The organism is Spiribacter vilamensis (assembly GCF_004217415.1).
In the GTDB taxonomy this organism is placed as follows: domain Bacteria; phylum Pseudomonadota; class Gammaproteobacteria; order Nitrococcales; family Nitrococcaceae; genus Spiribacter; species Spiribacter vilamensis.
Window position 1 is genome coordinate 1,018,577 of the sequence record NZ_SHLI01000001.1, and the last position, 14,658, is coordinate 1,033,234.

At 65.6% G+C, this 14,658-nt stretch carries 13 protein-coding genes; 7 read left to right on the plus strand and 6 right to left on the minus strand.

Annotation, left to right across the window (positions count from 1 at the left end; all coding sequences use genetic code 11):
* Positions 1-41: 41 nt before the first annotated feature.
* Positions 42-1,346, minus strand: a complete 1,305-nt coding sequence (locus EV698_RS05080) for an aspartate aminotransferase family protein (protein WP_130503044.1) — start codon at positions 1,344-1,346, stop codon at positions 42-44.
* A 180-nt stretch (positions 1,347-1,526) separates the two neighbouring features.
* Complete coding sequence (locus EV698_RS05085; RefSeq protein ID WP_130503045.1) at positions 1,527-2,054, minus strand: HD domain-containing protein; 528 nt, start codon at positions 2,052-2,054, stop codon at positions 1,527-1,529.
* A 146-nt stretch (positions 2,055-2,200) separates the two neighbouring features.
* Here EV698_RS05085 and EV698_RS05090 point away from each other — a divergent pair, with 146 nt between their 5' ends.
* The gene (locus EV698_RS05090) at positions 2,201-2,854 is read left to right on the plus strand and encodes a hypothetical protein (RefSeq protein WP_130503046.1); all 654 of its coding nucleotides are present in this window, start codon (positions 2,201-2,203) and stop codon (positions 2,852-2,854) included.
* A gap of 20 nt (positions 2,855-2,874) precedes the next feature.
* Here the strand turns inward: EV698_RS05090 and EV698_RS05095 are convergent, their stop codons facing one another.
* Positions 2,875-3,213, minus strand: a complete 339-nt coding sequence (locus EV698_RS05095) for a hypothetical protein (RefSeq protein ID WP_130503047.1) — start codon at positions 3,211-3,213, stop codon at positions 2,875-2,877.
* Positions 3,214-3,282: 69 nt separating this feature from the next.
* A complete protein-coding gene (locus EV698_RS05100; protein WP_130503048.1) occupies positions 3,283-3,618 on the minus strand; it encodes a DUF4168 domain-containing protein in 336 nt (111 codons plus the stop codon).
* A 152-nt stretch (positions 3,619-3,770) separates the two neighbouring features.
* Between EV698_RS05100 and EV698_RS05105 the strand changes: the two genes are divergently transcribed.
* From EV698_RS05105 to dld, 6 genes are all read left to right on the plus strand, one after another.
* Positions 3,771-5,264, plus strand: a complete 1,494-nt coding sequence (locus tag EV698_RS05105; protein WP_130503049.1) for a sensor histidine kinase — start codon at positions 3,771-3,773, stop codon at positions 5,262-5,264.
* Complete coding sequence (locus EV698_RS05110; protein ID WP_130503050.1) at positions 5,261-6,640, plus strand: sigma-54-dependent transcriptional regulator; 1,380 nt, start codon at positions 5,261-5,263, stop codon at positions 6,638-6,640. The genes EV698_RS05105 and EV698_RS05110 overlap by 4 nt, the downstream gene beginning before the upstream one ends.
* 83 nt (positions 6,641-6,723) lie before the next feature.
* Positions 6,724-7,470: a ZIP family metal transporter gene (locus tag EV698_RS05115; RefSeq protein WP_130503051.1), complete on the plus strand. Its 747-nt coding sequence runs from the start codon at positions 6,724-6,726 to the stop codon at positions 7,468-7,470.
* An 81-nt stretch (positions 7,471-7,551) separates the two neighbouring features.
* Positions 7,552-9,381 carry an L-lactate permease gene (locus EV698_RS05120; RefSeq protein WP_130503052.1) on the plus strand — a complete coding sequence of 610 codons (1,830 nt, stop codon included), beginning with the start codon at positions 7,552-7,554 and terminating at the stop codon, positions 9,379-9,381.
* 2 nt (positions 9,382-9,383) lie between these two features.
* The gene (locus EV698_RS05125) at positions 9,384-10,550 is read left to right on the plus strand and encodes an alpha-hydroxy acid oxidase (protein WP_130503053.1); all 1,167 of its coding nucleotides are present in this window, start codon (positions 9,384-9,386) and stop codon (positions 10,548-10,550) included.
* A gap of 17 nt (positions 10,551-10,567) precedes the next feature.
* Positions 10,568-12,262, plus strand: coding sequence for a D-lactate dehydrogenase (gene dld, locus EV698_RS05130; protein ID WP_130503054.1), 1,695 nt, complete (start codon positions 10,568-10,570; stop codon positions 12,260-12,262).
* Here dld and nadC read toward each other — a convergent pair whose 3' ends face one another.
* Positions 12,263-13,123: a carboxylating nicotinate-nucleotide diphosphorylase gene (gene nadC / locus EV698_RS05135; RefSeq protein WP_130504021.1), complete on the minus strand. Its 861-nt coding sequence runs from the start codon at positions 13,121-13,123 to the stop codon at positions 12,263-12,265.
* On the minus strand, positions 13,123-14,658 hold the full coding sequence (locus EV698_RS05140) for an L-aspartate oxidase (RefSeq protein WP_207220500.1): 1,536 nt from the start codon (positions 14,656-14,658) through the stop codon (positions 13,123-13,125). Before EV698_RS05140 ends, nadC begins: the two co-directional genes overlap by 1 nt.

Below are 14,658 nucleotides of genomic sequence, written 5' to 3' on the forward strand. Positions count from 1 at the left end.
AAAAGCCGGCCGATAGATCGGGATTTATCGGCCGGTATCAATTACGCCATCGAGACGTTACGGCTTGAGGCGGTTTGATTCGTAAGCTCCGCGAGGGACGACTCGATAATACCCAGGCCCTCTTCGAGCAACTCCTCTTCAATGGTAACCGGCATGAGGAAACGAATCGTATTACCGAAAAGACCGCATGACAGCAGAATCAGCCCCTTCTCGCGAACACGCTTACACAGTGCCGCCGTCAGGTCGGCATCCGGTGTCCCATCAGCGGTGACGAGATCGAACGCCGCCATGGCGCCCAGATGGCGTGAGTTCTCGACGCAATCGAATTGCTTCTCCCACTGGGAAAAACGCTTCTCCAGCTTCTCGCCCACCGCCTGGCTCTTGCCGAGAATGTTCTCCTGCTCGAACACCTCGAATACCGCCAGTACGGCCGCGCACGAGGCCGGACTGCCGGCATAGGTGCCACCCAGGGAGCCCGGACCCGAGGCATCCATGTGTTTGTCCGTCCCCACAATGGCAGAGATCGGCATACCGGCTGCCATGCTCTTGGCCATGGTCATCAAATCCGGCTCGACACCGCTGTGCTCGATGGCAAACATCTTGCCGGTACGACCAAAGCCGGACTGCACCTCATCGACGATCATCAGCATGCCGTGCTCGTCACAGATCTCGCGTATCGCCTTGAGGAAGCTTGCCGGGGCAGGATGGAAGCCGCCCTCGCCCAGCACGGGCTCGATCACAATCGCGGCGGTATCGCGCGGGTTGGCATCGGTCTTCAGTGCCATTTTCAGGCCGCGAATGGCCTCTTCTTCGCTGACCCCGTGGGCCGGCACCGGATAAGGGGCGCGAAACACGGTGCCCGGCATGCTGCCGAAATCCCCGGCGTAGGGGGCGACCTTGCCGTTCATCGCCATGGTCATGAAAGTACGACCATGATAGCTGCCGTCAAAGCAGATAACGTTGGTTTTGCCCGTCGATGCACGCGCGATCTTGACCGCGTTCTCCAGTGCCTCGGCGCCGGAATTCACCAGCATGACCTTGCCATGGCCGCGAACCGGGACAACTCCACTCAGCTTCTCGGCGACCCGGACATAGCCCTCATAAGGCATGACGGTCTGGCAGGTATGCATCATATTGCCCACCTGCTCCTGCACGGCCTTGACCACCTTCGGATGGCAATGCCCGATGTTGAGGACGCCAATCCCGCCGGCAAAATCGATCAAACGATTGCCGTCCGCATCCCAGACCAGGGCGTTCTCCGACTTATGGGCGAACTGCGGGTTGGCGCTGGCAGCGCCATTGGCCACGTACTTCTTTTTCATTTCATTTAAATGGGCATTATCCATTTGCTTTTTCCTCGTCTGTCTTTCTACTGACACGTGCCGGTAAGGATTGAGGCCTGCATGCTTCGACCTGTTTCAATCCAGCAAATTCATTGGTGTTCCTATACGTTGACCCAAGTGTACATCTGGCCGCAGGCGAGTGCGATGACCCCACCAGCGAAGCCAGGCGCGGACGCATGAGCGTCAGGCGTCGCGAAGATCCGCCCGAGTAATCGCCCGCTCCTGCGCCGCCGCAATCACCTCTGGATCCCGCGCCGCCTGCGTGCACAGATAGTCGGGATTGACCGTAATACCGACGCGCGGCAGATCCAGCCGGTCGGCGTCCCAACAGCTCGCGATCGTCGGATCGGCATGCGTGCGTTCGGTCGTATGGCCTCGGCAGGCGGTGACGAGCAAATCAAGCTCGGCCTCGCTGGCGGGCAGATCACCCCGGGCAAACACCTCGAGCGCGAGTTCCGCACCGCGCGGGCCGTGCGTGACATCCCAACCATCGGTTTCCCGACAGCTGTCATGGAAAAAGGCGAACAGCTCGATGACACGCGGGTTGGCGCCGGTGATCCCGGCGATCAACAGGCCGTTGTAGCGGACCCGATGCCAGTGATCCGGCCCGTGTGGGCTGTGGGCCGGGAGCACGAAGCGGTCGGTGGTGTGCTCGAGAATAGCCGCTCGGTCCTCGGCGGCGAGCAGGGTGGCGAGTGTCGTCTGGTTCACGGGGACTTCCTGTACCTTGAGTGCGAATGGAAACCTTTGTCTGTAACCCAATCATAAACCCGGGCGGCTTTGCGCACGAGTTGGCTCCGCGTGAGTCACAATGATCGGGAGACAGGAATAACCGACCCAATCACTGGAGGTGGACATTGCTCGGGATTCTTCACAAAGGCGCCAGGCGCGTCATTCTGCTGGCGGTAATCGCCACCCTGCTGGTGGGCTGCAAGGCCGATGAGCTCGAACTGCAGATCGACCTTACGCAATTGCGCTCGGCGGCGGCCGGCAACGAGGTCCTTCTACCCTTGAAAGCGGTTTTTACCGATCCGCGACCGCTGAACACCCGCCAGAGTGCCCAGGTGGATGATGTCTGGAGCACACTCAGTGAGTACATGAGGGTCAGGGAGTTCAAGCGTGAAAACGTCGACGGCGGGTTGCGCGTGACCATAGAGAGCGAGGTCCCGGTCCTGACCACCCGCAACGCCGATGATGCCCTGTTCGTCTCATTCACCGAATCGACGATCTTCAGCGGCCTGCATCGGGTCACGCTGGAGAGCGGTGAGCGCTTTGAGGCGCTGCAGGACGAGCTTGCATCCATCAACTTCGCACTCGATCTGGCAGAGTTCCATCCCACCACCATCGAGATCACCGGACGTTCCTCGCGACTCGTGGCGCCGGCGGCGACGGTGGAGGATGAAAGCCATCTACTCTATGACGGGACGCTCGATGGTCAATTGCGAATCCGCCAGTCAGGCGGTGCCTTCGAGCAGACCGGCCCGGGGTTTTTCGTGCGTATGGACCGCTGACAGACGACGAAGCGTGGCCATTACTCGATGATGTACTCGAGGACGATCGCCTCCGGCACGGGCGCGTTGAGTGACACCTCGAACTCACCGTCCATGATGTAGGTGAAATCACTGGCGATTTCCTCGCCGGAGGCATCATCGAAAACGGTCAGGTCCAGCCGCGCCTCACTACAGGTCGCCGAGCCGGTGATGTAGAGCTGCCCCATGCGCTCTTCATAGCTGTACTCCTCGATCTGGCAACCTTCGACGATTCCCTCCTGCGCCGACGCAACGGGGGACAGACCGAGTACCAGCAACAGCCCGGCCAGTGCCAGCCAGCGGCGCCGCCCCGGCAGGGTCATACGGGGTGTTTTGTACATAAAGCACTCCAGGTTAATGGGTTAAAAGGGGGGAGGCCCTTTCGGCCACCCCCTGGTTGCAGGATGGAATCACTCCATCTTCGACTGGATGCGCTCGGCGAGCTCCTGGTTTTCCGAGGCGGCCTGGGCGATGGAGCTGTAGGTATCAACCTCCAGCCCGGTGTCCTCGACGGCCTCGACCATCATCTCGTTGCCTTCCTGCTCGAGCGCCATCGCCTCTTCACGATCCTCGGTGGACTCGATGCGCTGGACATACTCGTTGCGGATTTCCATTACCTCGTTCTGCGCCTCGACGAACTGATCGATCTGCTCACCGGAAAAGTCCGTGCTCTGCGCGCCTGCCGTCATCGATGCCGCCATGAGGGCCGCCAGACTCAGGGAGGTAAGGGTTGTCTTGATTCGCATTGGTTGACTCCTGATATTGAGGATTAACGTCCCCGGCCATCCGGGTCACCGTCAACGGTGCAAAGACCCTGCCAACTGCGTCAGACTGATCCAGACGCGGTTTTGAGGCTACCAGTGCGAATAATGTGTGCCGTAATGACTCACCCTCTGCCATGCTGACACGGCCAGATTGGCATCGTATCGGCCGGATGCGGCTGCGTACGACGATCATTGCCCTCATCGTGCTGCCGGTCACCCTCAGCGTCGGGCTCGTGGGCTGGCTCGGGATCGGCTGGCTGGAGCGCGAGGCCGAGTCGCGCATGCGCGAGGACATCGAGCTCATCGCCCGGGCCCTGCAGCAGCCCCTCAACCGGGCGATCCGCCAACGCGAACCGGTGCTCCTGGAGGATTCGCTGCAATCGGCCTTCGAATTCGGACGGGTCTATGGCGCGCACATCTACGGACGTGACGGCGAGCTTCTCGCCGGGGCCGGTGTCGGCGAGCGCCGATTCAGCACCGAACGCACCGAGGCGCTGGATACACTCAATCCGCGCAGCGAGGGCTATGCGGCGCTGGGCGACGACCCGACCTATGCCTATTTCCTGCCGCTGACAACGCAGGGTGGCCGCATCGCCGCCATCCTCCAGATCACCCGCCAGCCGGACAGCCTCCGTCACATGGTCGGGCGCATCCGCGTTACCGGCACGGCCGCCCTCGCCGGCCTGGCGCTCCTGCTGTCGCTGATCGTCATCGTCGGTCACCGACGGGCGATCGGGACACCGCTCAATGCCCTCGCCCGCGGCATGAACCAGGTCGCGGACGGGCAGCTCGACTATCGCATCGTGCCCACCGGCCCGCTGGAAACCCGGGAGCTTGGCGAGGGATTCAACAACATGCTCGATCGCATCGAGCGCGCCACCGACGAGATCGCCGAGCGCCGCGGCACCCAGGCGAGCCTGCAGGCGGATCTGCAGGCATCGCGCAAGCTCGCGGCCGTTGGCGAGCTGTCGGCAGGCGTGGCCCATCAGCTCGGCACACCGCTGAGCGTGCTCGACGGCCGCGCCCAGGGACTGCTTCGCCGCGGCGATCTCGACCCTCGCACCCGCGAGACGCTGGAGGATATGCGGGCCGAGGTGACACGCATCAGCCAGACCGTGCGTCAGCTGATGGATTTCGCCCGCAGCCGGCCGCTACAGCGTCGCAACACTCGCCTCTCGCGGGTTGTGACCAGTGCCGTGGACCGGGTCCACGAGGACCCCACCGCCGCCGGTGTCACAATCGAGCGGCACGGCGTGGTCGATGAGGACGACGAGCCCGTCCTTGCCATCGACGGATCGCGCCTCGAGGAGGCGCTTTGCAACCTGTTGAACAACGCGGTGCAGGCCGCGCCCGACGGAACCATTCGGGTCAGCCTGTATAACGACGCCAACGACAGCCATATACGGGTGGAGGATGATGGCCCCGGCATCCCGGCATCGGAGCGGGCGCGACTCTTCGAGCCATTCCATACCACCAAGCCGGTGGGATCGGGGACCGGGCTCGGGCTCGCCGTCGCCCATGGCGTCGCCCGCAGTCACGGGGGCGAACTCACCCTCTCGGCGGGAGACCTCCCCGGCGCATGCTTTGACCTGCGACTCCCGCGACGCGAAACGGAGGCACCGAGTTGAGCGACCCGACAATAGCCACGATCCTGGTTGTCGAGGATGACCGCAGTCTGCGCGCCCTGCTGCGCGACGAACTCGAGGGCCTGGGGCATACCGTTGTCACCGCCGCCGGCGAGGCGGAGGCGCGCGCGGCCCTCCACGAGCATCGCCCCGCGCTCGTGGTCAGTGACCTGCGCCTGCCGGATGGCGACGGGATCCAGCTGCTCGAGCATGTTCGCCATGCCGGCGGCGGCCGCGAGATCGGCTTTATCGTGATCACCGGGTTCGGGACCATCGAACAGGCCGTTGACGCGCTGAAAAAGGACGCCGACGACTTCCTGACCAAGCCGCTCGATCTCGACCATCTCGGCCTGAGCGTGGGCCGCGTCCTCGAGAACATCCGGTTGCGCCGGCGACTGAGTGGCTACGAGGCGCTCCATGGCCGCGAGGGCTTCCATGGCATGGTCGGCCAGAGCGCACCCATGCAGCAGCTCTACCGCAGCATTGAGCGTATCGCCGTCACCGAAAGCCCGGTGCTGATCCACGGCGAGAGCGGGACGGGCAAGGAGCTGGTCGCCGCCGCCGTCCACGCCGAGAGCAATCGCGCCGGCAAGCCCTTCATCGCCGTGAACTGTGCCGGCGTGCCCGCCGATCTGCTCGAGAGCGAGTTTTTCGGGCATGTGCGCGGCGCCTTCACCGGCGCGGATTCCACCCGGCGCGGTCTGCTGCAGGCCGCCGATACGGGGACGCTTTTCCTCGACGAGATCGGCGAGATGCCCCTCCCGCTGCAGGCCAAGCTGCTGCGTGTGCTCGAGGATGGATCGCTGCGGCCGGTGGGCGCCGATACCGAATTCAAGGTGGACGTACGCATCGTGGCCGCCACCAACCGTGACCTCGAGCAGCGCGTCGCCGACGGGGCGTTTCGGGAGGATCTGTTCTACCGCATCGATACGTTTACCGTGACCGTGCCGCCACTGCGCCAGCGCGGTGAGGACATTGATCGACTGGCAGTGGGGTTCCTCGCCGCGGCGGCCCGCCGCCAGGGCCGCGAGCCACCCGCGCTCAGCCCCGAGGCGCATGCCGAGCTGGCCGCCCACGACTGGCCCGGCAACGTGCGCGAGCTCGCCAACGCCATGGAGCGCGCCCTCGCGTTCGCCGGTGACCAGCAGATCGACGCGACGGATCTACCCGCCCGCGTCGGCCGGACGCCGGGCGCCGCGACACCCACCCGCGGCGAAGATGATCGCTCCCTAGCCACCCTCGCCGATGTCGAAGCGAGCCACATCCGCCATGTGCTGGATGCCGTTGGCGGGAACCGCCGCCGCGCGGCGGACATCCTCGGGATCGGTCGGCGCACGCTGTATCGCAAGCTCGACTCTTCGCAATCCGGCGGTTTGTGACAATCTCACTGTAACTGTTCCAAAGAACTGTCAGGGTAGCCGATGAATCAATACCCACTGCTTTAGGACATGGCGGTTTATCTATGGCTATCGAAGTTTCGTTACTGACGGTGTTCATCGCGGCGTGGATCACGGCGATCACGACCGGGATCGGCGCCTTTCCACTCGTTTTCGCCGACCGCATCAGTGACCGCTGGCTGTCGATTGGCGCGGCGATTGCCAGCGGGCTGATGCTGGCGGCCAGTCATAGCCTGATTGGCGAGGGCAACAGCATCGGCGCCTGGCGCACGCTCATCGGCATCGCCACCGGCCTCCTGCTGATCGTGATGGCGAATCGCTGGATGGAGAGCCACGACACGCCGGATGTGGGTGACCTGCAGGGGGCAAGCGCCCGCAAGGCGCTGCTCATCGTCGGCGTCATGACGCTGCACTCGTTCGCCGAGGGCGTTGGTGTGGGCGTGTCCTACGGCGGCGGTGAGGAACTGGGCGTATTCATCACCACCGCGATCGCCGTGCACAACGTGCCAGAGGGCCTCGCGATTGCGCTGGTGCTGGTGCCCCGCGGCGTCTCGGTCTGGAAAGCCGCCGGCTGGTCGGTCTTCTCGAGCGTGCCGCAGCCCATCATGGCCGTTCCGGCGTTCCTCTTTGTCTCCACCTTCGAGCCCCTGCTACCGGTGGGGCTGGGCCTCGCCGCGGGTGCAATGATCTGGATGGTGTTCTCGGAACTCCTCCCCGACGCCAACAAGTCGCTGACACCCTCCGGCGTGGGGATCGTTATCGTGCTGTCGTTCATGGCGATGTTCGCCTTCCAGACGTTTATCCCGCACTAATCCGGCCCTTTGCACCCCCGGGCGAACATGTCCAAACTATCGCTTTGACCCTAAAAATCGGCTGGCGGAGGAGAGAACGCCATGAACCTCGGACTGATCGTTCTGATGGCCCTGCTACCCCTGGTAACAGTGGCCGTTTTCCTTGTAATGCTGCGCTGGCCCGCCAAACACGCCATGCCCCTCGCCTACGGGGTCGCGGTCGTGGTGGCACTCGGGTTCTGGGGGACGGACCTCAACATCGTGGCCGGCGCCTCGGTCAACGGCGTCGTCACCGCCCTGAATATCCTCTTTATCGTCTTCGGCGCCATTCTGTTGCTCTACACCCTGCGCGAGAGCGGGGCGATCAGCGTCATCCAGAAGGGCTTCGAGGATATCTCGCCGGACCGGCGTGTCCAGGCGATCATCGTCGCCTGGCTGTTCGGGGCGCTGATCGAGGGCGCCTCGGGCTTCGGGACGCCGGCCGCCATTGCCGCCCCGCTGCTGGTGGCACTGGGCTTTCCGGCCATGGCGGCAGTCGTCTCGGCCATGATCATCCAGTCGACGCCGGTGTCGTTCGGCGCCATCGGCACGCCGATCATCGTCGGCGTTAACGCCGGGCTCTCCGGCCAGTCGGTCACCGATCGCATGGTCGAGGCCGCCGGCATCCCCTACGCGCAGTACCTCGATCAGATCGGCATGCAGGTGGCGATGCTGCACACCCTCGTGGGCGTATTCATTCCGCTGATCATGGTGGGCATGCTGACGCGCTTTTTCGGCGCGAACCGCTCCTTTGTCGAGGGGCTGCGGGCCTGGCCGTTTGCGCTGTTCGCCGGTGTCGCGTTCGTGGTGCCCTACTATGCCGTTGCCGCTCTGCTCGGCCCGGAATTCCCGGCGCTGTTCGGCGGTCTGATCGGGCTGGCGATCGTCATTCCCGCCGCCCGTCGCGGCTGGTTCCTGCCGAAGGACACCTTCGATTTCGAGGCGCGCGAGCACTGGCAGCCGGAGTGGATCAGCACCCTCCAGGATCGTGTGCAGACCACCCGGGATGAGAGCCAGCCGCTCTCGCAGCTGCAGGCGTGGATGCCCTACATCATCGTCGCGGTCCTGCTGGTACTCACCCGCGTGGTCCCGCCCATCACCGATGCGCTGCGCGCCGATGCGGTGACGCTGTCGATCCCGAATGTCTTCGGCTCCGGTATCACCGCCGCCTCGCAGCCGCTGTATCTGCCCGGCTTCATCCTGCTGGTCAGCTCGGTGATCACGTATTTCCTGCACCAGATGTGGAACAACGGCAACTATCTGCACGCCTGGAAGACCTCCGGCCGGACCATCGTCTCCGCCGGATCGGCGCTGATCTTCGCGGTCCCGATGGTGCAGGTGTTCATCAACTCCGCCCCTGATGGCCACGACACCGTGACGGCGATTCAGGCATCGCTGGACGAGGGCGTTGCGCTGGGCACTCTGGCGCAGGTCGCAAGCATGCCGGAGATGCTCGCCCAGGGCGTCGCCGCGCTGACCGGTCAGCTCTGGCCGCTGTTCGCGCCCCTTGTCGGGGGACTGGGCGCGTTCCTCGCCGGCAGTAACACCATCAGCAACATGATGTTCTCGTTCTTCCAGATCTCCACCGCCGAGCAGATCGGCCTGGGCTCGTTCGGGGCGTCGATGGTCGTCTCGCTGCAGGCGGTCGGCGGGGCCGGCGGCAACATGGTGACGGTGCACAACGTCGTTGCGGCATCGGCGACCGTCGGCCTCCTCGGCCGGGAGGGTGATGTCATTCGCAAGACACTGATCCCCATGGCCTATTACATGGCGGCCGCGGGCCTGCTGGGCATGGCGGTCATCACCGGTGGCGCGAACCTGTGGTATGCCGGCTGGCTCGGCTTCCTCGGGGTTGTGCTCGTGTTCATGCTGACCAATCGCGGAGGCAGATAAGCGTGGCCGTCATAACCTGTATCGATGATCTCAAGCGGCTCTACAAGCGTCGCGTTCCGAAGATGTTCTACGACTACTGCGAGACGGGGAGCTGGACCGAGCAGACGTTCCAGGAGAACAGCAGCGACTTCCAGTCGATCTATTTCCGCCAGCGGGTGGCCATCGACATGACCAACCGCACCACGGCAAGCCGGATGCTGGGCGAGGACGTGAGCATGCCGGTGGCGCTGTCGCCGGTGGGGCTGACCGGCATGCAGCACGCCGATGGCGAGATCCTTGCCGCAAAGGCGGCGGAGGAATTCGGTGTCCCGTTCGCCCTCTCGACGCTGTCGATCTGCTCGATCGAGGATGTCGCCGCGGAGACCACGAAGCCATTCTGGTTCCAGGTCTATACGCTCTCGGATGACGACTTCATGCGGCGGCTGATGGAGCGGGCGCGGGCGGCCAACTGCTCGGCGGTGGTCATCACCCTGGATCTGCAGGTCCAGGGCCAGCGCCACAAGGACCTGAAGAACGGGCTGAGCGCGCCGCCCAAACTCACCATCAAATCCATTGCCAACCTGGCCACCAAGGTGAACTGGGGGCTGGAAATGCTCGGCGCCAAGCGCCGGACCTTCGGTAACGTGGTGGGCCACGCGAAGGGTGTGACCGATTCCAGCTCGCTGTCGTCATGGACGGCGGAGGCCTTCGATCACTCGCTGGACTGGAACCGCGTCAAGGAATTGATGGACATGTGGGGCGGCAAGGTCGTCCTTAAGGGCATCATGAACCGCGAGGACGCCGAGCGCGCGGTCGAACTGGGCGCCGACGCCATCGTGGTCTCCAACCATGGGGGCCGCCAGCTCGACGGCGCGTTGAGCACCATCCGCGTCCTGCCCGATATCATCGAGGCGGTGGGTGATCGCATGGAGGTGTACTTCGACAGCGGCGTACGCTCCGGCCAGGACATCCTCAAGGCCCTTGCCCTGGGGGCCGACGGTGTAATGATCGGTCGCGCCTGGGTCTACGGCCTGGGGGCGATGGGCCAGGACGGCGTCCGCAAGGCGCTCGAGGTCCTGCACAAGGAGCTCGACACCACGATGGCACTCTGTGGCCACCGCGACATCAAAGAAGTCGACCGCAACATTCTGCATGTCCCGAAGGATTTCGAGGGACGCTGGGCCGACTGAGCCGGGAGGAGAGGAACATGAGTGCGACGGACGATCTTGTCGAGCGGCTGCAGGCCATCGCCGGCGAGGACCATGTATTAACCGATACCGCCGCGACCCGGCCCTACCGCACCGGCTATCGCTCGGGCAGTGGCGAGGTGGCGGCCGTGGTTCATCCCGGCACGCTGGTGGAACTCTGGCAGTGCACCCGCGCCGCCATCGAGGCGGGGGCCGTGATTGTTCCCCAGGCCGCCAATACCGGGCTGACCGAGGGCTCAACCCCGAAGGACAGCTACGACCGCACCGCCGTCGCCATCAACGCGATGCGCATCAAGGGCCTGCAACTGCTTGGTGACGCCGACCAGGTCATTGCCCTGCCCGCCGCCACCCTGTTCGAGCTGACCCAGACCCTCGCACCCCATGGCCGCGAGCCACACTCGGTGATCGGCTCCACCTCGCTGGGGGCCACCGTGGTGGGCGGTGTCTGCAACAACTCCGGCGGTGCGCTCTGCCGGCGGGGGCCCGCCTATACCGAGCTGGCCGTCTATGCCCGCGTCAACGGGAACGGCGAACTCGAGCTGGTCAACGAACTGGGCATTGATCTCGGCGAGACCCCGGAGACCATCCTCGATCGGCTCGAGCGCGGCGATTATCGCCCCGAGGACATCGACTGGAACGCCGGCAAGGCGAGCGATGACGGCTACCCCGAGATTATCCGCGGCGCCGACGAACCCGGCGCGGCGCGGTTCAACAACGATCCCCGCCTGCTGCATGGCGTCTCCGGCAGCGCCGGCAAGGTCATGGTGTTCGCGGTCCGCATGGATACCTTCGAGCAGGAATCCGATGTGCGGACGTACTACATCGGCAGTAACGATACCCACCAGATGGCGGAATTCCGGGCCCGGTTCCTGCGCGAGGCCTCGAAGCTGCCGATCACCGCGGAGTATCTGCATCGCGAGCTGTTCGACGTGGCGCGTCGCTACGGCAAGGACAGCTTCCTGATCATCAAAAAGCTTGGTACGGCCCGCCTACCGAAGGCGTTTAAACTCAAAAACCGGATCGATGCGTTCTTCCGGCGGTTGCCACTACTCCCCGCCCCGATCACCGACCATGTCCTCCAGCGCCTGTCATGGCTCGCCCCCGATCCGCTGCCCGAGCGCGTGGTGGAGTGGCGCGACCGCTTCGAGCATCACCTGATCCTGCGCGTCAACGGCGACATGGTCGAAGAGACCGAGGGCTTTCTACAGGAATGCTTCCCCGATGCCTGGTTCCGGTGCACCGCCGATGAGGGTGAACGGGCAATGCTGCATCGCTTCGCCGCCGCCGGCGCCGGTGTGCGCTACCTGACCATCCACCACAAGGAGGCCGAGGACATCCTCGCGCTGGATATCGCCCTCGCCCGCAACGACCGCGACTGGTTCGAGGCGCTCCCCGAGTCCATCACCCGCGACCTGGTGCATCGGCTCTACTACGGGCATTTCTTCTGCAACGTCTTCCACCAGGACTACGTGTTCCGGAAGGGGGCCGACGTCGAGGCCCACAAGGCGAAGATGCTGGAGATCCTCGACGAGCGTGGTGCCGAGTATCCGGCCGAGCACAACGTCGGCCACCTCTATCCGGCTAAGCCGCCGCTCGCGGCGTTCTACCGCCGGCTGGATCCCACCAACAGCTTCAATCCCGGCGTCGGTAAACTCCCGCGGGCGCCCTGGTACGGCGAGCCGACCGAGGCCTGATCAGGTCCCGGTCGGTTCGGTATCGAGGCCGAGGTCGAGGATCGGCGCGCTATGGGTCAGGGCGCCGGCGGAGATGATGTTGACACCGCTGGCGGCCATAGCGGCCACGGTGTCGCGGCTAACCCGCCCCGAGGCCTCGGTGACGGCCCGACCGTCAACTCGACGGACGGCCGCCGCCAGCGTCGCCGGATCCATATTGTCGAGCAGCACGACATCGGCGCCGCCGGCGAGGGCCTCGTCAAGCTGATCCAGGGTGTCGACCTCTATCTCGATCTTTACCAGGTGCCCGGCGGCGTTGCGGGCCCGCGCCAGTGCCGGTTCGATGCCGCCGGCCACGGCGATGTGGTTGTCCTTGATGAGCATCGCATCATCCAGCCCGAAGCGGTGATTGACGCCGCCACCGGCGCGCACCGCGTGCTTTTCCAGGAACCGCAGACCGGGCGTGGTCTTGCGGGTGCAGGCGATGCGGGCGGGATAGTCCGCCACCGCCTCCACCAGCTGTGCCGTCGCCGTGGCGATGCCGCTCAGATGGCAGAGCAGATTGAGGGCAACGCGCTCGGCGGCCAGGATCGCGCGCGCCGGGCCGTTCACTGACAGGACCATCGTCCCCGGTTCCACGACCGACCCATCGGGATGAACAATCTCCACGCGCACAGCATCATCCACCAGCGTAAACGCCAGTGCGGCGGCGGCCACCCCGGCGATACACCCGGACTCGCGGCTGCGGATAACGCCCTCCATCATCGTGTCGGCCGGGATGACCGCGTCACTGGTGATATCGCCGGCCCGGCCCAGATCCTCGGCCAGCGCCGCGCGCACGACCGGTTCCAGTTGCAGGCGGGGTATTTCGGGGAGCTCCATCACGACTGGCCTCCCGCCGCCTGTGCCGGTTGGGGCACCACCGGCCATTCCGCCTGCAGATCATCCAGCGTCAGTGTCATCCGCGGCGGGATGGGTGACTGCGACTGCGGGAAGTCGCGACGCAGGTGCCCGCCCCGACTCTCGCAGCGCCGTTGCGCCGCCGTGGCGACAAACAGCGCGGCCAGGGCGTGGTCGGCCTGGGGATCGCCCGGATCGAACGCCACCACCGACAGCGCATCCATCGCCCGGGCCAGCCCGTCGTTGTCGCGAACGACGCCCACCGAGCGACTCATCAGGGCGCGGATCCAGGGTGCAACCCGGGGCGCCGTCGGCGTCACCGGCGTGATCTCATCGGTCGGCCGGTGCATCTCCCTGGTATCCGAAATGGCGATGTCTTCGGCGATCCAGCGCGCGAACACCAGGCCCTCGAGGAGCGAATTGCTGGCCAGCCGGTTGGCGCCGTGCAGCCCGGTACAGGCCACCTCGCCACAGGCCCACAGGCCGGGTACGCCCGTCCGTCCGCGGTCATCAACGGCAATGCCGCCCATGTGGTAGTGCGCCGCCGGCCGAATCGGAATGGGTTCGGCCGCCGGGTCGATGCCCGCGGCCCGGCAGGCGGCATGCACCGCCGGATACCGATGGGGGAAGGCCTCGCCGATGGCCTCGCGACCGTCGAGGTAGACGCTATCGCCGGCATTCAGTGCCGCGTGGATCCGGCGTGAAATCACATCGCGCGCCGCCAGGTCACCGCCGGGCGTATCGGCCATGAGTGGCTCGCCGTCTGCATTCACCAATGTTGCGCCCTCGCCGCGCAGCGCCTCGGTGGCGAGCGGCATGGGATCGCGCCCGACCGCCATCGCGGTGGGGTGGAACTGCACGAATTCGGCGTCCGCGACGGCGGCACCGGCCCGCGCCGCCATCGCGACGCCGCGACCGACGGCGCCGAGGGGATTGGTGGTCTCGGCGTAGAGGCCGCTCAGGCCCCCGGTCGCCAGCACCACCGCCCGTCCGTGGAGCGGGCCCTCATCGAGGTGGACACCCTGCACGTCGCCGTCCGCGGTCAACAGGCTATGGACCGGGGTGTTCTCCCGAATCGTGATGGACGGCGCCGATCGCGCCTGGCCGATCAGGGCATTGAGAATGGCCACGCCGCTGCCGTCGCCACCGACATGGGCCACCCGGCGACGTCCGTGCGCGCCCTCGAGGCCGAGGGACCAGTCGCCGTTGGCATCGCGGTCGAAGTTCGCGCCCCACTCATCGAGCTGGCGGAGGCAGTCCGGTGCCGCCTCGGTGACCGCCCGGGCGATCGCCGGGTCGACCAGTCCGACGCCGGCGGCCTCGGTATCGGCCTGGTGCAACGCCGGTGCGTCATCGTCGGCCACGGCGGCGGCGATACCGCCCTGCGCCCAGGCAGTGGAGGTGTTCTCGCGCAGCGCACTCGCGGTGAGGACGATCACCGGCAGTGGCGCGAGCCGGAGCGCCGTCGCCAGCCCGGCGATCCCGGCCCCCACGACAATCACGGGTCGGTTCGTCAT